Below are 24,145 nucleotides of genomic sequence, written 5' to 3'. Positions count from 1 at the left end.
TTGTTTAGAATCTAAAGTGTGAGAATGCTTTATTGGCCTCGGCCATTTTGTGTGTATCCACTCTTTTCTTCACAGCAGCACCTTCTTCTTTGGCGGCCGCCAAAATTTCAGCTGCCAATTTCTGTGCCATGGATTTTTCGTTACGTTTTCTGGAGTAACTGATCAACCACTTCATGGCAGTAGAAATTTTTCTATCCGGACGAATTTGCATCGGGATTTGGAAGGTAGCACCACCCACTCTTCTACTTCGCACCTCTACGTGTGGCATTACATTGGAAAGTGCATCTTTCCAAAGCTCCAATCCGGTTTTTTCTTCGTCAGTATTTTTTTCGTCTACGATATCAATTGCATCGTAGAAAATCTTGAATGCAATAGATTTTTTACCATCCCACATCATCATGTTCACAAAACGTGTCACAAGTTGATCGTTAAATTTTGGGTCTGGTAATAAAGGTCTCTTTTTTGCCTGCTTTTTTCTCATCGCTTCTTCTTAAAAATGATTAATTTTTAGGACGCTTTGCACCATACTTAGATCGTCGTTGCGTTCTTCCCGCAACACCTGCGGTATCCAATGCACCGCGAACGATATGATATCGCACACCAGGCAAATCCTTTACTCTTCCGCCTCTAACCAATACTATCGAGTGCTCTTGGAGGTTGTGACCTTCACCAGGGATGTATGCGTTCACCTCTTTACCATTGGTCAACCTTACCCTTGCAACTTTACGCATTGCAGAGTTCGGTTTCTTTGGCGTAGTTGTGTAAACACGCGTACAAACCCCTCTTCGTTGAGGACACGAATCCAAAGCAGCCGATTTACTCTTCTTGGTAATTGTGGCCCTTCCTTTTCGTACTAATTGTGAAATTGTTGGCATTAAATTTCTTTTAAAAAACTAAATAACCCTCATTTTGAGGGCTGCAAATGTAGTGATATTTCCCAATAATTCAAATCCGTAGCCATTAAATTTCAACATCCCGCAAAAAAAGTTGGCAAGCTACCGAACCAAGGTCAATTGGACCGGACAATCAAAAGCAAAAAACTGCCACGCACATCGGTTGTCCTTACGACCAATTCCTCATCTAAGCTCAAATTTTCAAGTCTATATATTAAGGTATAATCTCAACAGGGTTTCATCGAACAAATAAAACACCTTAACATTGCTCTAACAGCTAAGCCCTTAAACACGCATTATAATCCAAAACTGTCCAAATTGATGTAAGAAAAATCAACACCCCTGGTAAATGACCGGCTTATACGTTCAAATTTCATTTAAAACAATTCTACCCCCTTTAAATTATATAGTTGTTAATGAATATTACAGTTTTTGCGGTTATTTCATTTAAGGGTGGCTTCTTAAAGATTTTATAAAATTAGTTTGGATTATTAACATGAAATTATGATTTTAGCAACTAGCTAATTCAAATAATTTAACAATGAGAACAAAACTTAATGGATTGTTAACGCTATTATTGGCGTTTGTTGTGCATATATCCTATGCACAAGACAAGACGATTACAGGTACGGTTACGGACGCCGATGGGCTGCCGCTTCCTGGGGTCAACATTGTCGTTGAAGGGACCAGCACTGGTACCCAAACTGATTTTGATGGTAACTATGCCATCAGCGCAAGGGAAGGACAGACGTTACTCTTTACCTATATCGGGCAGAGACCTGCCTCGAGACCTGTAGGTTCCGGGAACGTAATCAATGTCCAAATGGTGGAAGACACCCAAGCCCTAGAAGAGGTGGTTGTTACTGCCCAAGGTATCAAACGGGAGAAAAAGGCACTGGGTTATTCGGTGACCTCCGTAGGTGCCGACCAGATAGAGAACCGCTCCGAGGGTGATGTTGCCAGGGTTCTTAACGGTAAGGCCGCAGGTGTACAGATTACCTCTGGAGGTGGTACATCCGGTTCTGGTACCAACGTTACCATTAGGGGTTTTAGTTCCTTTAGTGGAAGTAACCAAGCGCTCTTCATTGTTGACGGTGTACCTTTTAGTAACGACACCAACTCTCCTGGAAACTTTTTGGACGGTAACCCCGCTCCTTCGCGTTTCTTGGATCTCGACCCTAACAACATTGCCAATGTGGAAGTGTTGAAAGGTCTTGCAGCGACCACATTGTATGGTACGTTGGGACGAAACGGCGTGATCTTGATTACCACCAAGGCAGGTGCCGGTCAAGTAGGTCCAAAGAAGACCGAAATTACCGTAAGCCAATCCGTGTTTACCAATGAATTTGCGTCCTTACCTGATTACCAACAAAAATTTGGTAACGGTTTTGACCAATCCTTCGGATGGTTCTTCAGTAACTGGGGACCTAGTTTCGAGCGTGATGGCGTTTCCGGTTGGGGCAATCAAGCGGCCATCGATGACCAGGGTACGTTATTGCACCCTTATGCTTCGTCCGCTTTCTTGAACCCAGGCGGACCCAATACAGGGACTAGTGCCTTGGCGCAGCAATTTGCCAATCAAAGGTATGATTGGAGACCTTACAACTCTGTGGAAGAGTTTATGGCTCCGGGTAGAACTTTGAATACCTCCGTGAACATTGCAGGAGCCTCAGAAGACGGGAACACTACTTTCAATGCCAACATCGGTTATTTGGACGAAGAAGGGTTTACCCCGGGTAACTCCCTGAACCGTTTCAACTTCTCCGTTGGTGGACAGTCCAAGCTTTCCAATAAGTTTAGTGTTCAGGCTACCGCCAACTATGCAAGAAGTGACGTAAAAACTCCACCGATCGCTGCGAGTAGGGGTAACGGTTCCTTGGGACTTTCCGTTTTCGGTAACGTATTGTTCACACCTTTGAGTGTGGATCTTATGGGATTGCCCTTTGAGCAGCCCGAAGATGGTTCCAGTATCTACTATCGTAACGGTAACGATATCATCAACCCAAGATGGACCGCCAAAAACGTTACTTATAACAACTTGACCAACAGGTTCAACTTCAATGCTTCGTTGAACTACGAGATCAATGAAAATCTAGGATTGACCTGGAGAACCGGTCTTGACTACTATAACGAGAGGAACGTAAACTCCTCCAACCGAGGTGGGGTTGAATTTACCCAAGCAATCTTCGGATTCTTGAACACGTACGACAACAACAATACGATTTGGGATCACTATGTTGCTCTTAACGGTAACTACGATCTTTCCGAAAAGATTGGTATGACCTTTATCGCTGGTGCCAACGCTCGTTCAGATTTCTTCGATCAGCAAGGTGTTGCCAGTACGGGACAAATCGTATATGGAATCAAGAGACACTTCAACTACGAAAATCAATTGCCTATCCAGTTCTCACAAAAGAGAAACATTGTGGGACTTTTGGGCCAGGTTTCATTTGATTACGATAACATGCTGTTCTTGAACTTGAACACTAGGACTGACTGGGTATCCAACTTGGCAACCGAAAACAGAAGCTTGACCTATCCAGGTGTGAGTGTATCCTTCTTGCCAACTGCTGCATTTAGTGGACTACAGTCCGAAAACGGTCTGAACTACTTGAAGTTGAGAGCAGGTTACGCGACTTCCGCGAACTTCCCAACAGGCTACCCAACAGTGAGCGTGGTAGAGCAGAATACCCAAGTTTACGGTGAAGGTGGTGAGATTACCAATAACCAAGTGGATAACTTTAGAGCGAACCCTGACCTTAAGCCTGAGCTCTTGAAAGAGTTCGAGGTCGGTATCGAATCACGTTTCTGGCAGAACAGAGTTTCTTTTGATTTCACTTACTACGACAGAAGGACGGATGATTTGATCGTTAGCCAACCGCTTCCACCATCCACAGGATTTACCTTGACCCAGTCCAACATTGGACAGATCAGTAACAAAGGTATCGAGGCCGATTTGGGCATAGATATCTTTAGAGGTGGTCAGGATGGTTTCAACTGGAATACAAGAGTAAACTTCTTCGCCAACGAGGAAATCGTTGAGGAGCAGGAAGAGGATATCATCTTCTACGCTGGTAGTACCGCACTGTTCGTAGGTGCCAACGCTGCCATTGAGGGAGAGTCCTTGGGTACCATTGTGGGTACTGCAGTAGCGCGTGACGAGAATGGAAACTTCTTGGTCAACAACGGTGGTAACTACGTGATCACAGAGCAGGACAACGATGGCAATGTGCCGATCATTGGGGATGCGATTCCCGATTACACCATGAACTTCTTCAACAATCTTTCCTATAAGAACTGGAGCCTCGGTTTCCAGATCCAGCATGTGAAAGGTGGGGACATCATGTCGAGCACCATCGCTACCCTATTGGGCCGTGGTCTGATCACGGAGACCCAGAACAGGGAGAACACCTACATATTGCCAGGTGTTAACCAATCGACAGGAGAGGTGAACAACCTACAGATCAACAACTCGACTTACTATTTCAACAACTTGTTGTTCGGTCCTGCTGAATTGAAGATCTATGATGCATCCGTAATCCGTTTGCAGGAAGTGTCATTGTCCTACTCCTTCCCTAAGAAGTTCTTGGACAAAACACCTTTTGGCGCGTTGACACTAACAGCACAGGGATTCAATTTATGGTATGATGCCTACAACACTCCTGACGGAGCGAACTTTGATCCCAACGTTGCCGGTATCGGTATTGGAAACGGTCGTGGTTTTGACTTCATGAACGGACCATCACAACGTAGGTACGGATTCAGTGTAAGGGCATCGTTCTAATAAAAATTGTTAATGATATAGCATTATGAAAAATTATTTAAAACATATTTCAATGGTTTTGTTCGCGGGCCTTACATTCACCGCCTGCGAGACGACCGATCTGGACTTAAGAGTAAGTCCAAACGATCTGGCTGCCGATCAGGCAGACCCCAACCTCTTGTTGAACTCCATACAGTTGGCCTATGCCTCCAATATGGATGTAATGAGCGATTTGGGAGCGGAACTGACCCGTATCGACTACATGTTCGGTAGGGATTATTTCAACAACTATCCCGGGGACACCTTTAACGCGGTGTGGTCCAGAACCTACAGTAGTGGGACTAATGATCCTGGTACCGGTGTACAAGTGGGCATGTTTACCAACATCAATACCCTAGAGGCTATCGATGCGGAAAGTGATACCGATTACTCTTTTCATTTAGGAGTATCAAAAACGCTTCAGGCGCACATGTTGATGTTGTTAGTGGATTATTTGGGCGAAGCGGCACTTAGCCAAGCTTCAAATCCGGATGAATTCCCTGCACCGACCTTGGATGATGGTGCTACTGTGTATGCAGAAGCGCTTTCACTATTGAACGAGGCACAAGGTCTCTTGTCAGGAGGTCCATTGACCTTGGGTGCGACCGATTTCTTTTACGGAGGTGATACTTCCAAGTGGTTGAAATTGGTAAATACCCTAAGATTAAAAGCTTATGTGACCACTGGCGACACGGCCAATTTCAACTCGGTAATCGCAGGTGGCAATTTCATCTCCTCCGCAGATGACGATTTTGAGTTCCAATATGGGAGCAGTGAATTGCAACCGGACACACGTCACCCTGACTATGCTGCGGATTACACGCCATCCGGTGCGAACATCTATCAGTCCAACTGGTTGATGGAGCTCATGTTGAACAATGACGACCCACGGATCCGTTATTATTTCTACCGACAAACAGACGCGACTCCAGGGGCTGATGCGGATCCGAACGAAGAAACCTTGGCCTGTTCTTTGGCAGTTCCGCCTCAGCACTACCAAGATGGTGGATTCACTTACTGTAGTGTTCCCAATGGGTACTGGGGAAGATCTCATGGTAACGATGAGGGTACTCCTCCGGACAACTTCTTTAGGACTGCCGTTGGGGTTTATCCAGCAGCGGGTAGATTTGATGACAGTAGCTTTGGTACTGTTGGTCTTGGAAGAGGAGGTGCCGGTGCCGGTATAGAGCCCATCATCCTTTCCTCTTACGTTGATTTTTGGAGAGCTGATATGGCAGCGAACGATGCCACTAGGGCCCAGTTCTTAAGAAGTGGTCTGGAAAAATCCATTGCCAAGGTACAGTCCTTTGGATCTTTGGATGCCAATGCGGACCTTTCCGTTGCACCAACAGAGGCTGAAGTGGATGCCTATATCGATGGTATTGTTGCCGATTTCAATGCAGCAACTGGCGATGACAAAGAAAATATCTTTGCAGAGCAATACTTTGTTACTTTGTACGGTGGAGCTACGGAGGCCTACAACTATTATAGGAAAACAGGCTACCCCACTACCGTTCTGCCCAACTGGGAATTGGATCCGGGAGCTTTCCCAAGAAGCTTCCTTTATCCTCAGAACGAGGTGGTGACCAACCCTTCGCTGACACAGAAACAAACGCTGACACAGCAGGTTTTCTGGGACACCAATCCGGCAAGTCCAACTTTTCCACCTGCTAACTAAACATTTAAAACAGACAATATGAAAAATTGGTTTAAATATATAACTATAATGTTCGCAGGAGTTGGGCTGTTGGCCACATCCTGTGAGGACAGCAACACTCCTGTTGACCAAGTGGTCGCAGGAACAGAAAGAGGTGCTGTACTGAGAACAGTAAATCTCATCTCGAACGAGATTCCGATCGGTAACGACGAATCAAATTTTGCCGTTGAAGTTGAGATACAGGATCAGGAAAATGGTGAATTGGTAAGTTCTGTAGAAGTCTACCTAGGTTTTCGTGACAACACGGTAGAAGAAGGAGAAACTGATTTGGACACCGAGGAAGTATTGGTATCCACAGTAGAGCCATCATCCTTTGAAACTGGACCTTTTGGACTACCTCGTTTTAGCTACCAGATTACGTTGCCAGAAATGCTTGCTGCGCTTCCTATTACCAATGCGGATGTAAATGGTTCCGATCAATTTACTATTCGATTTGAATTGGTATTGACAGACGGAAGTAGGTATTCTTTCGCAGACAACACAGGTACCTTGACCGGTTCCTTCTTTAGCTCACCTTTCTTGTACACTGCCACAGTAGTTTGTCCTCCTAAGGCTCCTACTGCAGGTACTTGGACTGTTGAGATGCAAGATGCTTTTGGTGATGGTTGGCAGCCAACCACTGCTGATGGTGGTGGCCCTGGTCTAATTGTTACCTTGAGCGATGGTACCGTTTACGAAATCGGACTTTGTACTCCGTACGAAGACCCAGGTTATAGCTGTACCGATGGTGCAAGCGCAGGCACTGCAACCTTTGATGTTCCTGCAGGATTGACAGAACCTGCTGAATTTGATTTCCAAGGGGATTTCTGGGGAGAAATATCTTTCCAAATTATCACTCCTAATGGAAATATCGTAGCCGATGTTCCAGCTGGAACCGATGCAGGTTTGGTCACTATCGACTTCTGCAAAGATTAATCCAAGAAAATATCTTGAAATAAAAAAGGCCACCTAGTTTAGGTGGCCTTTTTACTTTAATAATCTTGTCCTAAATAACCATAAGGCATGTAGCCAATACTCAAAATAAGGCCAACCAAAATTACCCTAATCTGAAGTTGTAGAAATAATTTGTCCATACCTATCAAAAATTAGGATTCACAAAGTGAAAATGAATCCTGCATTTTTTCCTTAGGCCCTCATTTTTAACATTTAACCATAGTATTTTGTTGGATAAGATGTCCAAAATCATGATATTGGGCATCATATTACATATAGCTAAAAATTTATAATCTACTTAACATAGTTTTACCTCATTTTCACTACTTTAAATAACCTAACAAAAAATATACGCATGAAATCAATTAAAGCACTAACACTTTCAATATCATTGATAACCAGCTCTTTGGCCGTAGCACAATTTGCCGGTCAATCCCCGGTCATTGCCGGAAAAGGAGGTCCTGGAGGAGCCAGTACCGCCGCTATAGGATACATCACTGGTTCCATGATGGACGAAAAGAATACCAAATTGAACGTGGATGATTTCCAAGGTTCTCCATATACCTCGGATACATTTCAACCCACCACCCTATTTGACAAGGGCAAGGAAGTTGGCCAATTCTACTATCGCTACAATGCTTACAACGGTGAAATTGAGATAAAGTCTTCCATTACCGACACCGGAGTGGGCAGTTTGAGCAGGGACAAGTCCTTGGCCGTCTTGGAAGATGGTAAAAAACTCAGCTTCAAAACATTCATCGATAAGAATAAAAATACGATGAACGGCTATTTGTTGGAGCTCATCGATGGTGAAAAGTACAACTTGTACGAAAGAACCAAGGTGAAATATACCGAAGGAGCTCCAGCGGCGAATTCCTTTGTAATGGCAACACCAAATAAATTTTCACAGTTCACCGAATATTATATCGAGAAAGAAGGTGGCAATAGAATCGATGAGATAGAAACTTCCAACAGGAAGATTTTAAAGGTTCTTGATGGTGAAGACAAGGAAAAAATCAAGGCTTATTTGAAAGAAAACAAAATCAAAGTCCGATCCATTGAGGATTTGAAAAAGATAATCGAAGTTTTAAATTCGTAACAAACACCCAAATAACGAAAAACCCGCTACCTTTGGTCAGTGGGTTTTTTATTTTAATGCAATTGGAAAGAACAGAAACAATTTATGGCATTCGTGCCGTGTTGGAAGCGATAGAGGCCAACCAATCCATCAATAAAATCTTTGTACAAAAAGGTTTGAAGGGCGAACTCTTCAAGGAGCTTGAATCTACAGTTCGAAAAAGTGGTTTGAGCCTATCTTATGTACCTGTAGAAAAGTTGAACCGTCTTACCCGAAATCATAATCACCAAGGAGTGGTGGCGCAAATATCTCCAGTTCAGTTTTACGATTTCGAAGAACTGGTGGAACAAGTGCTTTCCAAAGAAAAGTTACCTTTCTTTCTGCTGTTAGATCAAGTTTCCGATGTGCGTAATTTTGGGGCCATTATCCGAACCGCCGAGTGTTGTGGCGTGCATGGCATCATTATCCCTAAAAACGGTGCCGCGCCGATAACGGACGATACCGTCAAAACTTCGGCCGGAGCTGCCTTTAACGTACCCATTGCCAAAGTAGACCATTTAAAGGATGCTGTTTTCTATTTGCAGTCCTCGGGTATTGTGGTCACAGGCGCCACGGAAAAGGCAGCGGACCATATTTACGGTGTGGACTTTAACCAACCTACGGCCATTATTATGGGCTCAGAAGACAAAGGCATCTCCCCTTCTACCCTACAGATCATCGACCACCAAGCAAAACTCCCCCTCATGGGCAAAATAGGCTCCTTGAACGTGTCTGTGGCCTGTGGTGTGTTTCTTTACGAAGTGGTTCGACAAAGACGTTCATAGAACTCGACCTCAATTAATTCAATCCTATCACTTGACCTTTTTACAAGTATATTTCTAGGTTCTTTAGATTTTTAAGCCAAGTAAGGCTTCGATGAATCCGATTCATTATAAAAATGTTACAAATCCTCCTTTACCATTTTTTAAATAACTCTTATGGTAGATTATCAAGTCCTGAAGAAAAATCAATATTTATACGTATCTAACATCTTTCTAAAATCTTAGCATAGCTTTTTTGGCTTTAAAGTAAATTTTACGTTTATTTAACATAAAATTATGTTAATTATGTTGAGACGGATAATACCCATTCTTTTGAGTCTATTTATAATAAGTTGTGATAATCAAGAGAAAAACAATAGTGCGTCCCGCTCGAGTAATTCTGTAGAAAAGAATAGTCCAGTATTTAAAAAAGTTGAACCCAGAAATAGCCATATTACCTTTGCCAACACCATAACCCACGATGTTGGCAGCCTTAACAACCTATTCGATTACGATTATTTTTACAACGGGGCAGGAGTTGGTATGGAGGACTTGAACAACGATGGGCTTTTGGACGTTTTTTTCTGCGGAAATCAAGTAAACAATTCACTCTATTTTAACAAAGGTGACCTCACATTTGAGGATGTTTCGGACATGGCCCAAATTAACAATGGTAAAGTATGGTCCAACGGTGTCACTTTTGCCGATATCAATAACGATGGTTGGATGGACATCTATATATCACAAGGAGGACCCAACACACGGGACCAACGAAAAAATTTGTTGTTTATCAACAATCAAGATGGAACCTTTGAGGAAAAAGCCGAGCAATACGGACTTGCCGACATGGGCATCAGTACCCAATCTGTCTTTTTTGATATGGATAAAGACGGTGACCTGGATTGCTTGGTAATGAATGAGAATGAACTCTATGGCATGGACCCCATTAGCTTCAACCAATATGTTAACTCCGATGAGGAAACTGCTTATTTTAATTCCTCCCATTTGTACCGAAATGATGACGGTACTTTTACCGACATTACCAAATCTGCAGGACTTGCAAAACCCATATTTGGATTAGGCCTTGCCGTTGCCGACATTAACGAAGATGGCTGGATGGACATCTATATGGCAAGTGACTACTATCTACCAGATGCACTTTATATCAATAATCACGACGGAACCTTCACCGATCAAATCAAGGAAGCTACCAATCAAATATCATTTTATGGTATGGGTATGGATATAGCCGATCTGGACAACGATGGACTTCAAGATATTTTTGTGCTGGACATGGCCGCTAACGATCATGTCCGGTCCAAAACATTAATGGCCTCCATGAATACCAAAAGATTTGATTTCTTGGTGAACAAGGCTGGCTATCATTATCAGTATATGTACAACTCCCTTCAAAAAAACATGGGAGGCACTAAATTCAGTAATATTTCCCAACTTTCCGGAGTTGCCAATACAGACTGGAGTTGGTCCGTGTTAATGAATGATTTTGACCTCGACGGACATAAAGAAATACATGTAACCAATGGATATCGTAGGTATGCACTTGACAACGATTTACAAAGAAAGGTTTTTGAAGCAAAACAACGATATGGACGCAATGTTCCGTTGGAAGTAAAGCAACAGCTTTATGAATCAATGCCTTCTGAAAAATTACCCAACATACTTTACAAGCGGAAATCAAAACTGGTTTACGATAATGTAGCAACCACTTGGGGGTTAGGAGATTTTTCATTCAGTAATGGTGCTGCTTCCGGGGATTTGGACAATGATGGTGACCTGGACATCATTGTCAATAATATGGATGAAACCGCATTTGTTTATCAAAACCTATCCATAGAGAGTGGACTTGGGAATTACTTAAAAGTAATCACCAATGGAAATTCCTCCGAAGAATTTGCCAAGGTAACGGTAAGCAGTGGCAGCGACTCACAAATGGTAGAAGTAAAACGAGTTCGCGGCTACCGCTCTGCCCAAGAACCTAAAGCATTTTTTGGACTGGCCAACAATACTTCTGTAGATACTGTAACCGTGTATTGGAAATCGGGAAAAATGGAACAAAAATTCAATGTCCCAGCAAACTCTACCATTACCTTTAATGAAAGGGACGCCAACCTTCCTGTTTTAACCAAACAAGATAACGACACCTACTTTATTGAACTTGATACCGAAGCATTGGGGCTGAACTTTACCCATAATGAAAATGTATACGACGATTTTGAAACAGAAGTGCTACTTCCTTACAAACAATCCAACCAGGGTCCCTTTATCACCAAAGGTGACATTAACGGAGATGGGCTGGAGGACATCCATGTAGGAGGTGCTGCAGGACAGCCTGGACAACTTTATATTCAGTCAAGCGAGGGATTTGTCAATATAAACTCACCCGCACTTCAAAAGGATGCACACCATGAGGATATGGAGTCCATCTTTTTTGATTTTGATGGTGACACCGATTTAGATCTTTTTGTGGTAAGTGGTGGAAATGAATTCGCCGAGTATTCTTCCTATCACATGGATAGAATCTACATAAACGACGGAAAAGGGCAATTCTCTAAACTGCAAAGCGAATCACTCTCTGCATTTCCTAAGAATGGAAAGTCCGTGAGCATTATCGACTTCGACCAAGATGGAGACAACGATATTCTAGTTGGAAACCGAGTGGTTCCCAAACAATATCCTATACCACAAGCTTCAGTGCTATTTGAAAACAGAGATGGTGAATTGGTAGATGTCACTCAAGAGGTGGCACCCGAATTCCAAGACTTTGGTATAGTCAATGATATTCAGACCACAGATGTAAATAACGATGGATGGCCCGATTTCATAGCAGTGGGTGAATGGACCGGCATCGGTGTTTTCGTTAACCATCAAGGCACCTTTACAAATATGGCAAAAGAAGATGCAATGCTCAGTGAAAAAGGATGGTGGTTCTCCGTAACAGAAACCGATGTCAACAACGATAACCTTCCGGATTATGTAGTAGGAAATGTTGGCCTCAACATCAAGTTTAAAGCATCCAAAGAAAAACCGTTCAAGGTGTATGCTACAGATTTTGATGAAAATGGTACCACCGATATAGTGCTGAGCAAAAAATATAAGGGAACCTACGTACCTGTTCGTGGTAGAGAATGTTCTTCCCAGCAAATGCCGTTTATCAAAGAAAAATTTGAAACATATTCCGAATTCGCCAATGCCAGCCTGGTGGATATTTATGGGGAAAAATTAAGCTCTTCATATGAAAGCAGTGCAACCGAGCTCCAATCCATAGTGTTAATCAACAAAGGCGATCTTGTTTTTGAAAAACAACGGCTCCCCATTTCTGGTCAAACCATTCCTATTTTGAATTGTGCAGTGGCAGACCTTAATAACGATGGTTACGAGGATATCGTCGCCGTAGGAAACATTTACGAAACAGAGGTGGAAACGCCACGATTGGACGCCCTATCGGGTGTAATCTTACTTTCAAATGGTATCGATGGCTACATCAACGTACCTCATCAGAATTCGGGGCTTTTTATGGAAGGAAATGTTAAGAGCATCGAGTTGATCACCAATACAAACGATGAGACAATTCTGGTAAACACCACCAACAATGGTCCACTTGCCGTACATAAAACCTCTTGGTACGATAAATAAAAAATATCGCAATAAAATCGACAAATAACAATCTAGGTATTACTGCACAAGTATAAGAGTCCTGATGAAGGATTCAGCAACAACCGACGTCACGAAAAAGGTTCCAACAGGGCTATCATTGTCTCTAATATTTTAATTCCGAATGTGCCATTAATCCTCATCCGAAGCCTTGTAATGGTATTTGATTTCAATGTTTTGCTCGGTCTCTTCGGGTTTGGTTTCAATAAAATTACCGTGCTCGTCAAAATGTTGTAGAAAGGGGTCATCGGCTTCATTGTAATCATCGTGTTCCCAAGCATATTTGCGCACTTCAGGAACCCTGACCTTGGTCACCAAGGCAAACACGAGCCCCGTCACAAATCCCGATAAATGTCCTTCCCACGAAATGCCATCTTTTACCGGAAAAATATACCAGATCATACTCCCGTAAATAAAGACAACAACCAAGGACAAAGCCACGAGCCTATAATTTTTGGCCAAAATGCCCTTAAAAAAAATAAAACTGGCCAAAAGATAGATAACCCCACTGGCACCGATATGGTAAGATGGACGGGCAATGGCCCAAGTGAGCAAACCTGAGAGCAAGGTTCCAAATAAAAGCACCCTTAAAGCCGCACTCTGATAAAAATAAAACAGAAAAGCGGTCAATACCGCCAACGGAATGGTATTGTTGTACAGATGTTCAATAGAGCTGTGGATAAACGGACTAAAAAATACCCCTCTAAGACCAGACAGTCTTCTGGGATAGATTCCATAATCGTTCAGGTTGATGCCCAATTGGACCTCGACCCAGAACACGACCCAAATAGAGAGAATGGCCACCAGTGGCGCCAGCACTACCGCATTGGAAAATTTAAATGAATCTGAATGCATATCAACCCTAAATCAAACATCCGGCCATACCCATACACTGTTACAATTTGTCAGGTACCGCCGTAAAATCCTTTGTAATACAAGCACATGATACCATCAAATTTATACTATTTTTGAGGTATGAACGAACCTTTGGCAGAACGCATACGTCCCAAAACCTTGGAGGACTACATCAGTCAACAACATCTAGTGGGCAAGGAAGGTGCGCTTACCAACCAAATCAAGAACGGTATTATCCCATCTCTTATTTTTTGGGGGCCACCGGGAACGGGCAAAACCACCTTGGCCAACATTATTGCCTCCGAGAGCCAACGTCCATTTTACACTTTGAGCGCTATTAGCAGCGGGGTAAAAGATGTACGCGAGGTCATCGAGAAGGCAAAGCAGAGTGGTGGCCTGTTCACCTCAAAAAATCCCATTCTTTTTATTGACGAGATCCATCGGTTCAGCAAATCCCAACAAGATTCGCTGCTGGGCGCCGTGGAAAAGGGATGGGTAACCCTTATTGGTGCCACTACGGAGAACCCAAGTTTTGAAGTCATCCCGGCACTTTTGTCGAGATGTCAGGTCTACACCCTAAATCCGTTCGGAAAAGAGGATCTGGTAGCCCTTTTGGAGCGTGCTATCCAAACAGATGTCCAACTATCCAAAAAACAGATTGAACTTAAGGAAACAGAGGCCCTATTGCGACTTTCGGGCGGAGATGGCCGAAAATTGCTCAATATTTTCGAGCTTTTGATCAATTCAGAAAGTGGAGCCAAGATCAGCATCACCAATGATCTGGTGTTGAGCAAAGTTCAAAAGAATACGGTGCTCTACGATAAAACCGGCGAACAGCATTATGATATCATCTCTGCCTTTATCAAAAGTATCCGGGGCAGTGACCCCAATGCGGCGGTATATTGGTTGGCCAGAATGATAGAGGGTGGCGAGGATGTGAAATTCATTGCCAGAAGGATGATCATTTTGGCTTCGGAAGACATCGGGAACGCCAACCCTACGGCCTTGGTATTGGCCAACACCACCTTCCAGTCCGTTACCACCATCGGTTTTCCTGAAGCGCGGATTATCCTGAGCCAGTGTGCGACCTATTTGGCAAGTTCCCCAAAGAGCAATGCCAGTTACATGGCCATCAACGAGGCACAACAGACCGTTCGACAGACCGGCGATCTTTCCGTACCCATGGCCATCCGAAATGCTCCGACCAAATTAATGAAGGACTTGGGTTATGGCAAAGGCTACGATTATGCGCACAATCATGAAAATAATTTTGTGGACTTTGAGTTTCTGCCCGATGAGATTTCGGGTACTACGTTTTACAGGCCAGGTAATAATCCAAGGGAAAATGCCATGCGGGATTTCCTAAAAAAGAGATGGAAGGACAAGTACGATCTTTAAAATTTGATCTGCAGTTCTTTCTGGACCTTTTGCCCATTATCGGAATACTCCATCAACCACTTTCCGTCCTTTTCAAAAACTACGGCATTGTTACCCTGATAGGTCGTGATGAACACCTTATCCATTGAAGTGGATTCCAGTCGGAGCACCACTTTGGGCGTGCTATCCACCAGCTGATATCCATTTGCTATGGGCTGTGCATATAACATGCCTTCTGGAAGATCAACATTTTCTTCGGCTATACTGGGGCTTGTTTCCCTGACGATGTCCGTAGGTTTTGGTTCAATGCTTTTATACACTTGCTCTTCAGTAGTTGCTTTTTGCTCCAATACGTGTTCCGTGGATTCCTCCTTCACTGATTTTACATCATCGCGAAAACTTACCACTATGGTTGCGGGCTCCTCAACTTCTTCTTTGGGCTCATAGGCATAGTTCAATCCTGTAAATGAGACAAAGGTATTCTGGATGGCATCCCGGTACGCCTCCTTGTACTCCTTTATACGGTTTTTTGCTTCCAGCGATCGGAACACTTCTTGATTTTTACAATCTATAAGTGCAATGGACAGTTTTGTAGAGAACATGGTGGATTCATCAATCAAGTCCGCTGTTAGACCCAAGCACTTATCCGCAGCCAGATCCACGGGCATTTCATCATCATAGATGGCGTTAAATCCATTTTCCTCAAAATAATACTTGATCAGGGTGCTGGTCTGATATTGATTTTCGGACCTGAACTCCTCAAATTTTTTGGGAACAATAATGTATTTGTAATCATTCAGCTGTGCATTTACTGCACCTCCGAACATCAAGGCTAACCATAAAATGTATGTGACTTTCGATTTCATACAGAACTATACTCAATTATTGTTCCAAGATATAATATTAAATCCGAACTGTAAAGAAGCATAGTGGCTATCGGCAATATTGGAATAGCTCAATAGATTGTCCGCCAAGACATAAAAGTTGACCGGGCCTAGCTGTAGATTGGCGCCCAAACCAAGGTTGGTAAAGGTATATTTATCGATAGTGTAGGTAGTTTTCAAAGAAAGTACCCTGCCAAATCGCCGTTGATAAAACCCGGTTAGTGCGGCTTGTACCCCCTTGGGCCGTTTGATCATAAACAACTGGCCGCCTACGCTATTCCTGTAATAGTCTCTATTGCTTCCGCCCCCAACATTAACGCCACATCCGCAATTGTCGAATACCGAACTACGTCCGCCCTCGCCAAAATCGTAGCGGACTGACCCGTATACCTTTACGGGTCTCCACGAGATATAGCCCGAATCATTCTCTCCATAAGGCAAGGCCTCCTCAATCTCGTCCAGAAGTTCTTGCCAAAGATCATTGTTCACATCGTCGATGTCGTCTGGGAGAAAGACAGTGATTCCCTCGGTAGTCGTATTGCCGCTTAGGGTGTAGTTCCAAACATCCTTGGTGTTGCTAATAAATCCGACATCCAAGATACTTCCGGTAATAGTGGTCTGTGGATTCAGATTGTAACTGAAGCCAAAATCGAGTCCTAGCCCCAAATTGCCACCAAAAAGTACCCTTTCGGTAAACAAACTGGCCACATCCCGTTGTGTTGTTCCGGTATCTTCTTCAGCAATATCATAAAAACCTCTTATACCGGCTGTTTGCAACTGCATGTCGGCACTGATGGCACTTTCGTAAACATTGTTCTGTCCAGGTCTGGTAACAAAGGAACCGGAGTTACGAATGGATTGAAACTGGAAGATACTGGAGTAGATTTTGGCCCTTCCTCCTATCGTGAGGCTGTTGTCTATTTTTTTGTTGATACCAAAATGGAAGACATTGACCATTTCTCCCCTAAGATTCAAATCTCCAAGATCAAAACTTCGTCCAATATTGTTCCCTCCGTTGCCCTCGAACGCCAAGATGGCCAAATCCTTGGGCCAATAGGAAATGATGTCCATTTCCCCGTACATTCCAAAGGAATAGTAGGTATCCGGTCTGTTGCGTCCCCTAAAACCTACGGTAATGCCCTCTATTTGACTAGTGGAACTAAAATCGTCCCTGTCGCTCATCACATCCAAGAGGCGTTCCCTCACCTTGGTGGTAAAGTCTACCCCATCGTTGGCGAACAAATCATTGACGGTAACGCCGCTTGTGGCTGCTTGAAAAGCTAGACCTGACAACACAGGCAAGCCAGCATGCCATTTTTGGGATGTCTTCACCCCGGGATTCACCATCAAGGACTGCGGAATTTCATTGAAATCGTAAAGCAATTGTTTGTTCTGAGCTGTAGCCATGAGGTTGCACAGCAGTACAAAAAAAAGTATTCGGGACACTATTCTCATTTTAACTCAAATAAAAATTCGGCCCCTGATCTTAAAATGATTTTGGGATCATCCACTGGGGAAGTACTGGAGGTGTCACCCAAATTAAGCGCAGAAATTCGTAAGCGCTCTGTGTTGACGAGAATATCCAAACTCTTCCCCCCTGGTCCATAGAACACATCCCTTGTAACCAAACCTGAAGGTTCTGCCGATATATCGAGTACTTCCATATCCAAAACAGTTCCGCCTGCATTCAAAAACTCGATCAATACTCGAACGGGCTTGCTGGTGGTATTCTCCATCTCGTAGGTGATGGTTCCCTCCAGTAAACGCTCTGCCACGTAGTCTTGGCTGAAGGCTTCAAAAATGACCTCCCGCGTATAAAAAGGGCCTCCGGAACTTCCCGAATTAATGGTGGCCTCATCGGATTCCAGATAAAAGAGTCCTGATGCCAAGACAGGGGTAATGGACAAATCATCGATTTGACTGAAGTCCTGTTCCTCGGTACAAGAAGTTGGTACGCAAAGGAAACCCGCGAGCAGAACTACGCCATAGAGCAATCTTTTCATAGCTGAAAGCATTTTCTAGTGTCAAATAATGCGGTTAACCACTTACATATAACTCTATAAAATGCTTTTTATTTCAATCAAATCGTTAATGATGATGGATTCACCATGATCGGGCTCTTTGTGAAAATTATAGTGCAATACCTGCATCCCCATGGCCTTTGCTCCCAAAATATCCGCTTCCAGGTTGTCCCCTATCATCAGAGAGTTTTTGGGATTGACCTCTGCCATTTCCAAGGCCAGTTCAAAAATATAGGGGTCTGGCTTTTTGACGCCCGCCATTTCGGAATCGACAATTTTTTGAAAATAATGATGGATTTGACTTCCCTTTAACTTTTTTTCCTGCACTTCTTGAAAACCATTGGTAATGATGTGCAACTTGTATTTGGGAAAAAGATAATCCAAGGTTTGAACCGTGTTGGGCAGCAAATGGGTATAGGAGGACAAATGCGCAATATAATCGTGCGCCAACACATGGATGACCTCGTCCGAAACTTGAACATGTAGGGTATCAAAAGTCTGCTTCAACCGCTGGTACCTCAGCTCGGACTTGCTGATTCCATTATTGCGGTAGAGTGCCCACATTTGTAGGTTGATGGGAGCATACACTTCCAAAAATCCATCCAAATCAATATCTACCTTATTGTCCACCAAAATCTTGGCAAAGGTAAGTGCAGAGTTTTTCTCAAAATCCCAAAGGGTATGGTCCAAGTCAAAAAAGATATCGGTGATGGGGTGCTCAAACATAGTAACGCTTTAACATGGATTGATACAGTTGCATCCAATCCAAAGGTTGTTTTCCTCCCAACAGTTCGTTGGAAAAAACCAAAACAAAATCTCCCTTCACCTGTTTTACCAAACGATACACCCGGTCCATTTTCTCAAAAACCTCTTCCTTGGTCTTGTACTTGACCAATGCATAATCATGCATGGCAAAGGGATGGATTTTTATCGGTTGTCGCACCTCGGTATTGATGTCATAAAAATAAAATGGGGTACAGGTACCTGCCCTAAACCCGATTTCGTGGGTATATCCCATGGAAAAATCATCGGTAAACTCGGTTTCCACCAAATTGCGGTAGGTCGCAGGAACATTTACCTTGTTATAACGAAGCCGTGCGTAGCTTATGGGCCTATTGATCAAGTTGCCCAATTGCTTTTTCTCTTCCCGAAGCACATTCTTGTCGGATGTGGACACAAAGGAAGTGCTCAGCGATACGATACTATAGTCGGCAATGGATTTAATCAGGTAGCGAAACCTGTTATTGGTGGTGGCAACGTTCTTGTCATGCGCCGAATGCTTGGCAAATTGAAAGAAGAACATGGTTTTGATGGGGAATTTCTTATGGATTTCCACCAGATCAAAGAAATTATCGTAAGGGTCTTTTTTGATCCGCAGCAACACGGAAAAGCGTTCCCAAACCTCACGAAACCGAAAATTGCCCAAATCCAACAAAAAACCGCCCAATGTTCGTGATATGCCCCGCATGGCATAGGCATGCGATGTGGTCACATTGATAATGGAGGTAAAACTGTATGACTTCTCCTTGGTCTCCAGATCGGGAAAACGATCTTGAAGTGCTTCCAAAAGCTTATACGCCCAAAGGTCGACCACGGGAAGTTCCAAAAAATCGTGCTGGTAGGCAATGCTCTCCTTCACAGGAAAACGGCCCACACTATCCTTGACATGGGGCAAATATTCCTCATACCGGCTCAAAAGGAAAAAGCTGGCCGAAAAAATATCAAAAGGGACGGTACTTTTCTCTCCAGAAGCAAAAAAACAGGGAATCCCATCCCAGTCAGATACCTTGATTTCCAAATCATTGATACCTTGTTCAAACAACAGATCATTACTTCGGATAAAAAATTCGTTCTGTAACGGTTGTTTGGAATAGGTCATTTTTGGACCATTGTGCTTGATGAAGTCCTCCACCTTTGTGGTAAATCCCATTTCCACTCCCAAGATCCGCTCAAAGAGGTGCTTGGCCGTATAGGTCAAACGATTGGTTACCTTATGGGTGAATATCAACAACATAGGCTACAAAATTCCTTTATCCGCAAAACTGAGGTATTCATTTTGGGCCAAGATGAGATGGTCCAACACTTGAATATCCAAAGCTTCGGAAGCTGTTTTTAGTTTTTGTGTGATTTTTTTGTCGGCAGCACTGGGTTTTAAGGTTCCCGAAGGATGGTTGTGCGCCAAAATGATTCCCACTGCGCCAAGCTCCAAGGCTTGTTTCAGCACCAATCGCACATCGACCAAAGTTCCTGTAATGCCCCCTTTGCTCAATTGCGATTTATGGATGACCTTGTTGGAATTGTTGAGATATACAATCCAGAACTCTTCGTGCGGAAGCTCGCCGATCAATGGATATAGCAGTTCAAAAACATCATGGCTACTCTGTATCTTGACAATTTTTGAGGTATCCTCCAGTCGTCTGCGTCTTCCGACTTCCAAGGCTGCCGCGATACTTACGGCCTTGGCTTCACCAATGCCCTTAAAGCGCATCAATTGGTTGACGGAAAGTTTGCCCAGCTCGTTCAAATTATTGTCCACCGAAGCCAAAATACGTTTGGAAAGCTCCACTGCACTCTCATCCCTACTACCGGAACCGATCAAGATGGCTATCAGTTCGGCATCGGAAAGCACAAAACTCCCTTTCTGTACCAATTTCTCCCGCGGCCTGTCGTCGTCGGCCCAGTTTTTTATGGAAAAGGAAGCTAGTTTTTCTTGCATGGTCTAAAGATAGGAGAATAATTTTATGTAAATTTCAATATAAATCCTTGGATATGAAATCGATTTTCAACACGGAAGCCTACGAAGAAATTTTATCGCGAATCGACCAGCTATCGGAATCTTCGGAACGGCAGTGGGGAAAAATGCAAGTGGGCCAAATGCTGCACCATTGCCAGTATCCCTTAAAAATAGGATTGGGAAGGCACAATCCGAAGAACAAACCCAGCCTGATGCTGAAGGTAATGGGCAAATTTTTCAAGAAAAGCCTGTACAACGATAAGCCGTGGAAACAAAATCTGCCGACCGCCAAAAGCTTTAAGGTGGAAGGTGATAAGGATTTCGCTGCAGAAAAGGAGATTTTGGTTGGCCTTATAAGTGATTTTCACCAAGAAAAGGATAAAAAAGAATGGGATCCACACCCAGCGTTCGGTTCCTTTACAGCAGAACAGTGGGGACAGATGCAGTACAAACACCTAGACCACCATTTGCGACAGTTTGGAGTCTGATGGTTATTGAAACGTGGACATGGCCTCATAAAACTCGACCTCATCCACCCCCATCTGTTGGCAAATCCATTTGGCACCTGCCATGCTTCTAAGATTATCAAGACCAGAAATTTCCAGGGGCAACTCGCCATCAGGCGTTTCCAGAAAGATTTCACCATCTTCCTCTTGATAGGCTGGAGTGGCGTAGGGAAATTTACGAATGGGATTCTCCGAGGTTTCGACCAGTTCCTTTACCACCACATCCTCATCGTTGTAAGTAATACTCCCCCCTTTGACCACACTATCCACAAAATAGGCAAATTGCTCTGAATCAACCGCTTCTGAGGTGGCGATATCGCTCAATAAGGCAATGTTCGGAATGTATTTCTGGAATTGGGGCGTGGCATCCAAGGAAGACGATACCTGATTATTTGCCTCGATCAGGATAAAATCATTCTCTTTGCTAAGATGTATACCGCTGGAAGTTTCGGTCACATAATCCACCGCCACATCATTATATTCCAATGCATGCAGAATCATTTTGGTGACGGTGCCATGATGTTGAGAACCGGCAATCACCACCCGTGTTTTGTATTTGGCCTGTTCATAAAGAAAATCAGGGAAAGAGAATAAGGGCAGGCCCAGTTCTTGCGCCTTAACCATTTCTGGGTTGTCCACCTGTACCTTGGAACCTATCACTACGGCATCCAATTGGGCATGGATACTATCGGAAAACCAGCCATCACCCTTGGACAATAATCCTTGTTCCTCCATCATGGTCTTTAGGGATTCGTCAAAAACCTCGTCGCTGCCCGTTACCACTGTTCCATTTTTATGCAGGGCCACGGCCAAATTAAACATATTGACCTCCCCCATTCCAATAAAATGTACCTGCATCTTTTGTGTTTTGAACCGCAAAAATAACCATTGCCGATGCCATTGCAAATAGGGAGGCTGCCTATTAATCTTTATATTGGTCCTAAAATCAGAAACAAATGAACCTATCAGAAATTGAACCAAGGGAAATCATGCCCGGATACCACGGAAAATTAGTTCATGGCGAACGGATGAGCTGGGTATTTTGGGATGTGGACCAACATGCGGAGGTGCCCGAACATCAGCACGACCACGAACAGATCATGCACGTAGTAGAGGGCACTTTTGAGTTTACCTTGAATGGAAAAACAGGCACCTACCACCCGGGTGATGTGGTCATTATCCCATCCAATGTGCCCCATAGCGGAAAGGCGTTGACACCCTGTAAACTAATGGATATTTTTAGTCCCGTAAGAGAAGAGTACCGATGAATATTTCACTCCAAGGAAAAAAGGCCCTTGTTGGCGGAAGCAGCAAAGGGATTGGCGCAGCCATAGCAAAACAATTGGCTGCCAGTGGCGCGAGTGTGACACTGATGGCGCGCAGCGAAGGGCGGATGCAGGAGCTCATTGAGGAAATGGACAGCTCCCAAGGACAACAACACCAATTCCTTTCGGTGGATTTTACCGATTTTGAAGCCTATAAAGCCAAAATAAGGGCGTATTTCGAGACCAATACGGTGGATATTTTGGTCAACAATACGCAGGGGCCCGAAGGCGGCGGTGCGCTGGAAAAGAAAGTGGATGATTATCAAAATGCCTTCGATTTACTGTTCAAGTCGGTGGTGTACACTACGGAACTGGCCCTAAAACACATGCAGGAGCAACATTGGGGGCGCATCATTAACATTGCTTCCATATCAGTTAAGGAACCGCTGAACTACTTGGCGCTTTCCAATACCATTAGAGCAGCAGTGGTCACATGGGCCAAGAGTTTGGCTTACGATGTGGCCAAAGACGGCATTACGGTAAACAGCACTCTAACAGGTTATTTTGATACGGACCGGATTGCGCAACTGAACTCCAAAAAAGCGGAAAAAATGGGTGTTTCCCCGGATGAAGTCCGCTCCAATATGGAAGAGCAAGTACCCGTAAAACGGATTGGCGACCCAAAGGAATATGGCTATTTGGTTGCCTTCTTGGCATCGGAACAGGCGGCCTTTATCACGGGAACCAATATCCCGATTGATGGCGGACTCCTAAAATCGTTGTAAAGTAAGGACCCATAGGGCCTTTCAAAGGATGCATTGTTGGGCGTAGTATTTCTATTCAGTTATTCTGTTTTTCAAATCCATTTGTCCGTGTAAAATTCTCGTAATCTCAATCGGTTGGTTGATTCGTTTTCGATAAAAAATGATATGTCGACTTGTTTTAAGCCCGAATAAGTCTTTGGTGATATCATCGTAGTTTTTTCCCAACTCAGGATTGTTTGCAATGTCTTGGCAACTGTTTAATAGTAGGTTATAATAGCTATCAGCTTGTTGCTCAGACCACTTTTCAGTTGTGTATTCCCAAATTCGAGTTAAATCCTCAACTGCTTTATGGGTCAGTTCATATTTAGCCATTCTTTTTACGTCTGGCCTTTAATTCCTGAAGATGTTTTTCTGGGTCAAAATCGTGAGCAATTCCGCTGTCAATTCCTTCCTGTATTGCATTTCTCAAAGCAAGAGCTTTACTTTCTTCATGCTCTAATAGTCGAAGTCCGGCCCTGATTACTTCACTTACGTTTTTATACCTTCCGGCTGAAACTTGGTTACTCACAAATTGGTCAAAATAATTTCCAAGGGATATGGATGTGTTTTTACTCATAACTCACACTTTTATCCGAAATTACCAAAAATTGGTAATTTTTCCAAGCTATACCCAATCGCAATCAGCAAAAGGGGAGCGCAGGGCGTGCATGGTTTTGCGTTCCCGAAGGGATATTGCCATCAACGGTTTGGCTATGGCAAGTGCGGGTTTTTGAAACCGTTTTCTTGTCCGCCTACCGTAAACTTATTTAGTTGTAATATCTTTATTTTTAAGCAGTCAGCCCGC

22 protein-coding genes are annotated in these 24,145 nt (G+C 43.6%); 10 read left to right on the top strand and 12 right to left on the bottom strand.

Features of this window, described 5'->3' with window-relative positions; genetic code table 11:
* Positions 1–4 precede the first annotated feature (4 nt).
* Complete coding sequence (gene rpsG, locus RBB12_RS14655) at positions 5–481, bottom strand: 30S ribosomal protein S7 (RefSeq protein ID WP_179384482.1); 477 nt, start codon at positions 479–481, stop codon at positions 5–7.
* Between the two features lie 19 nt (positions 482–500).
* Positions 501–875 (bottom strand): 30S ribosomal protein S12, encoded by a 375-nt coding sequence (gene rpsL / locus RBB12_RS14650; RefSeq protein ID WP_014032016.1) that lies wholly within the window; start codon positions 873–875, stop codon positions 501–503.
* A 559-nt stretch (positions 876–1,434) separates the two neighbouring features.
* On the opposite strand from rpsL, the gene RBB12_RS14645 reads away from it, so the two are divergent.
* From RBB12_RS14645 to RBB12_RS14620, 6 genes are all read left to right on the top strand, one after another.
* Entirely contained in the window at positions 1,435–4,677 is a 3,243-nt protein-coding gene (locus RBB12_RS14645; RefSeq protein WP_306014509.1) for a SusC/RagA family TonB-linked outer membrane protein, read from the top strand.
* A 52-nt stretch (positions 4,678–4,729) separates the two neighbouring features.
* Positions 4,730–6,373, top strand: a complete 1,644-nt coding sequence (locus RBB12_RS14640; RefSeq protein ID WP_306014510.1) for a SusD/RagB family nutrient-binding outer membrane lipoprotein — start codon at positions 4,730–4,732, stop codon at positions 6,371–6,373.
* A gap of 18 nt (positions 6,374–6,391) precedes the next feature.
* On the top strand, positions 6,392–7,327 hold the full coding sequence (locus RBB12_RS14635) for a hypothetical protein (protein WP_306014511.1): 936 nt from the start codon (positions 6,392–6,394) through the stop codon (positions 7,325–7,327).
* A 373-nt stretch (positions 7,328–7,700) separates the two neighbouring features.
* On the top strand, positions 7,701–8,444 hold the full coding sequence (locus RBB12_RS14630) for a hypothetical protein (protein WP_306014512.1): 744 nt from the start codon (positions 7,701–7,703) through the stop codon (positions 8,442–8,444).
* A 56-nt stretch (positions 8,445–8,500) separates the two neighbouring features.
* Positions 8,501–9,247 carry a 23S rRNA (guanosine(2251)-2'-O)-methyltransferase RlmB gene (rlmB, locus tag RBB12_RS14625; protein WP_306014513.1) on the top strand — a complete coding sequence of 249 codons (747 nt, stop codon included), beginning with the start codon at positions 8,501–8,503 and terminating at the stop codon, positions 9,245–9,247.
* A 282-nt stretch (positions 9,248–9,529) separates the two neighbouring features.
* Entirely contained in the window at positions 9,530–12,877 is a 3,348-nt protein-coding gene (locus RBB12_RS14620) for a VCBS repeat-containing protein (protein ID WP_306014514.1), read from the top strand.
* A 150-nt stretch (positions 12,878–13,027) separates the two neighbouring features.
* Here the strand turns inward: RBB12_RS14620 and RBB12_RS14615 are convergent, their stop codons facing one another.
* Positions 13,028–13,750 carry a rhomboid family intramembrane serine protease gene (locus RBB12_RS14615; protein ID WP_306014515.1) on the bottom strand — a complete coding sequence of 241 codons (723 nt, stop codon included), beginning with the start codon at positions 13,748–13,750 and terminating at the stop codon, positions 13,028–13,030.
* Positions 13,751–13,870: 120 nt separating this feature from the next.
* Here RBB12_RS14615 and RBB12_RS14610 point away from each other — a divergent pair, with 120 nt between their 5' ends.
* Complete coding sequence (locus RBB12_RS14610) at positions 13,871–15,148, top strand: replication-associated recombination protein A (protein ID WP_179384489.1); 1,278 nt, start codon at positions 13,871–13,873, stop codon at positions 15,146–15,148.
* On the opposite strand, the gene RBB12_RS14605 is transcribed toward RBB12_RS14610, so the two are convergent.
* The 6 genes from RBB12_RS14605 to radC are packed head-to-tail and all read right to left on the bottom strand — an operon-like array spanning position 15,145 to position 20,748.
* Complete coding sequence (locus RBB12_RS14605; RefSeq protein WP_306014516.1) at positions 15,145–15,993, bottom strand: hypothetical protein; 849 nt, start codon at positions 15,991–15,993, stop codon at positions 15,145–15,147. The two genes, RBB12_RS14610 and RBB12_RS14605, sit on opposite strands and share 4 nt — an antisense overlap.
* A gap of 12 nt (positions 15,994–16,005) precedes the next feature.
* Entirely contained in the window at positions 16,006–17,466 is a 1,461-nt protein-coding gene (locus RBB12_RS14600) for a DUF5723 family protein (RefSeq protein ID WP_306014517.1), read from the bottom strand.
* A complete protein-coding gene (locus RBB12_RS14595) occupies positions 17,463–18,014 on the bottom strand; it encodes a hypothetical protein (protein WP_293282777.1) in 552 nt (183 codons plus the stop codon). Before RBB12_RS14595 ends, RBB12_RS14600 begins: the two co-directional genes overlap by 4 nt.
* A gap of 54 nt (positions 18,015–18,068) precedes the next feature.
* A complete protein-coding gene (locus RBB12_RS14590; protein ID WP_306014518.1) occupies positions 18,069–18,758 on the bottom strand; it encodes a YjjG family noncanonical pyrimidine nucleotidase in 690 nt (229 codons plus the stop codon).
* On the bottom strand, positions 18,751–20,046 hold the full coding sequence (locus RBB12_RS14585; RefSeq protein ID WP_306014519.1) for a polysaccharide deacetylase family protein: 1,296 nt from the start codon (positions 20,044–20,046) through the stop codon (positions 18,751–18,753). Before RBB12_RS14585 ends, RBB12_RS14590 begins: the two co-directional genes overlap by 8 nt.
* A 3-nt stretch (positions 20,047–20,049) precedes the next feature.
* Positions 20,050–20,748, bottom strand: a complete 699-nt coding sequence (gene radC / locus RBB12_RS14580) for a RadC family protein (protein WP_179384495.1) — start codon at positions 20,746–20,748, stop codon at positions 20,050–20,052.
* A 53-nt stretch (positions 20,749–20,801) separates the two neighbouring features.
* Here radC and RBB12_RS14575 point away from each other — a divergent pair, with 53 nt between their 5' ends.
* Positions 20,802–21,254, top strand: a complete 453-nt coding sequence (locus RBB12_RS14575) for a DUF1569 domain-containing protein (protein WP_306014520.1) — start codon at positions 20,802–20,804, stop codon at positions 21,252–21,254.
* Positions 21,255–21,257: 3 nt separating this feature from the next.
* Here the strand turns inward: RBB12_RS14575 and RBB12_RS14570 are convergent, their stop codons facing one another.
* A complete protein-coding gene (locus RBB12_RS14570; RefSeq protein ID WP_306014521.1) occupies positions 21,258–22,130 on the bottom strand; it encodes a Mur ligase domain-containing protein in 873 nt (290 codons plus the stop codon).
* Positions 22,131–22,228: 98 nt separating this feature from the next.
* Here RBB12_RS14570 and RBB12_RS14565 point away from each other — a divergent pair, with 98 nt between their 5' ends.
* Both RBB12_RS14565 and RBB12_RS14560 read left to right on the top strand, forming a co-directional pair.
* A complete protein-coding gene (locus RBB12_RS14565) occupies positions 22,229–22,540 on the top strand; it encodes a cupin domain-containing protein (protein WP_306014522.1) in 312 nt (103 codons plus the stop codon).
* Complete coding sequence (locus RBB12_RS14560) at positions 22,537–23,322, top strand: SDR family oxidoreductase (protein WP_306014523.1); 786 nt, start codon at positions 22,537–22,539, stop codon at positions 23,320–23,322. The genes RBB12_RS14565 and RBB12_RS14560 overlap by 4 nt, the downstream gene beginning before the upstream one ends.
* Before the next feature lie 51 nt (positions 23,323–23,373).
* Here RBB12_RS14560 and RBB12_RS14555 read toward each other — a convergent pair whose 3' ends face one another.
* Both RBB12_RS14555 and RBB12_RS14550 read right to left on the bottom strand, forming a co-directional pair.
* Positions 23,374–23,673: a type II toxin-antitoxin system RelE/ParE family toxin gene (locus tag RBB12_RS14555; RefSeq protein WP_306014524.1), complete on the bottom strand. Its 300-nt coding sequence runs from the start codon at positions 23,671–23,673 to the stop codon at positions 23,374–23,376.
* Positions 23,666–23,917 (bottom strand): type II toxin-antitoxin system ParD family antitoxin, encoded by a 252-nt coding sequence (locus RBB12_RS14550; protein ID WP_293282760.1) that lies wholly within the window; start codon positions 23,915–23,917, stop codon positions 23,666–23,668. The genes RBB12_RS14555 and RBB12_RS14550 overlap by 8 nt, the downstream gene beginning before the upstream one ends.
* Positions 23,918–24,145: the final 228 nt, after the last annotated feature.

This window comes from Allomuricauda sp. MMSF_3307, from assembly GCF_030733585.1.
In the GTDB taxonomy this organism is placed as follows: domain Bacteria; phylum Bacteroidota; class Bacteroidia; order Flavobacteriales; family Flavobacteriaceae; genus Flagellimonas.
This window is presented reverse-complemented; position numbering and strand designations above follow the sequence as displayed.

Coding starts and splice junctions, on each gene's coding strand:
- rpsG (WP_179384482.1), bottom strand. CDS start 481: ATGAGAAAAAAGCAGGCAAAAAAGAGACCTTTATTACCAGACCCAAAA.
- rpsL (WP_014032016.1), bottom strand. CDS start 875: ATGCCAACAATTTCACAATTAGTACGAAAAGGAAGGGCCACAATTACC.
- RBB12_RS14645 (WP_306014509.1), top strand. CDS start 1,435: ATGAGAACAAAACTTAATGGATTGTTAACGCTATTATTGGCGTTTGTT.
- RBB12_RS14640 (WP_306014510.1), top strand. CDS start 4,730: ATGGTTTTGTTCGCGGGCCTTACATTCACCGCCTGCGAGACGACCGAT.
- RBB12_RS14635 (WP_306014511.1), top strand. CDS start 6,392: ATGAAAAATTGGTTTAAATATATAACTATAATGTTCGCAGGAGTTGGG.
- RBB12_RS14630 (WP_306014512.1), top strand. CDS start 7,701: ATGAAATCAATTAAAGCACTAACACTTTCAATATCATTGATAACCAGC.
- rlmB (WP_306014513.1), top strand. CDS start 8,501: ATGCAATTGGAAAGAACAGAAACAATTTATGGCATTCGTGCCGTGTTG.
- RBB12_RS14620 (WP_306014514.1), top strand. CDS start 9,530: ATGTTGAGACGGATAATACCCATTCTTTTGAGTCTATTTATAATAAGT.
- RBB12_RS14615 (WP_306014515.1), bottom strand. CDS start 13,750: ATGCATTCAGATTCATTTAAATTTTCCAATGCGGTAGTGCTGGCGCCA.
- RBB12_RS14610 (WP_179384489.1), top strand. CDS start 13,871: ATGAACGAACCTTTGGCAGAACGCATACGTCCCAAAACCTTGGAGGAC.
- RBB12_RS14605 (WP_306014516.1), bottom strand. CDS start 15,993: ATGAAATCGAAAGTCACATACATTTTATGGTTAGCCTTGATGTTCGGA.
- RBB12_RS14600 (WP_306014517.1), bottom strand. CDS start 17,466: ATGAGAATAGTGTCCCGAATACTTTTTTTTGTACTGCTGTGCAACCTC.
- RBB12_RS14595 (WP_293282777.1), bottom strand. CDS start 18,014: ATGAAAAGATTGCTCTATGGCGTAGTTCTGCTCGCGGGTTTCCTTTGC.
- RBB12_RS14590 (WP_306014518.1), bottom strand. CDS start 18,758: ATGTTTGAGCACCCCATCACCGATATCTTTTTTGACTTGGACCATACC.
- RBB12_RS14585 (WP_306014519.1), bottom strand. CDS start 20,046: ATGTTGTTGATATTCACCCATAAGGTAACCAATCGTTTGACCTATACG.
- radC (WP_179384495.1), bottom strand. CDS start 20,748: ATGCAAGAAAAACTAGCTTCCTTTTCCATAAAAAACTGGGCCGACGAC.
- RBB12_RS14575 (WP_306014520.1), top strand. CDS start 20,802: ATGAAATCGATTTTCAACACGGAAGCCTACGAAGAAATTTTATCGCGA.
- RBB12_RS14570 (WP_306014521.1), bottom strand. CDS start 22,130: ATGCAGGTACATTTTATTGGAATGGGGGAGGTCAATATGTTTAATTTG.
- RBB12_RS14565 (WP_306014522.1), top strand. CDS start 22,229: ATGAACCTATCAGAAATTGAACCAAGGGAAATCATGCCCGGATACCAC.
- RBB12_RS14560 (WP_306014523.1), top strand. CDS start 22,537: ATGAATATTTCACTCCAAGGAAAAAAGGCCCTTGTTGGCGGAAGCAGC.
- RBB12_RS14555 (WP_306014524.1), bottom strand. CDS start 23,673: ATGGCTAAATATGAACTGACCCATAAAGCAGTTGAGGATTTAACTCGA.
- RBB12_RS14550 (WP_293282760.1), bottom strand. CDS start 23,917: ATGAGTAAAAACACATCCATATCCCTTGGAAATTATTTTGACCAATTT.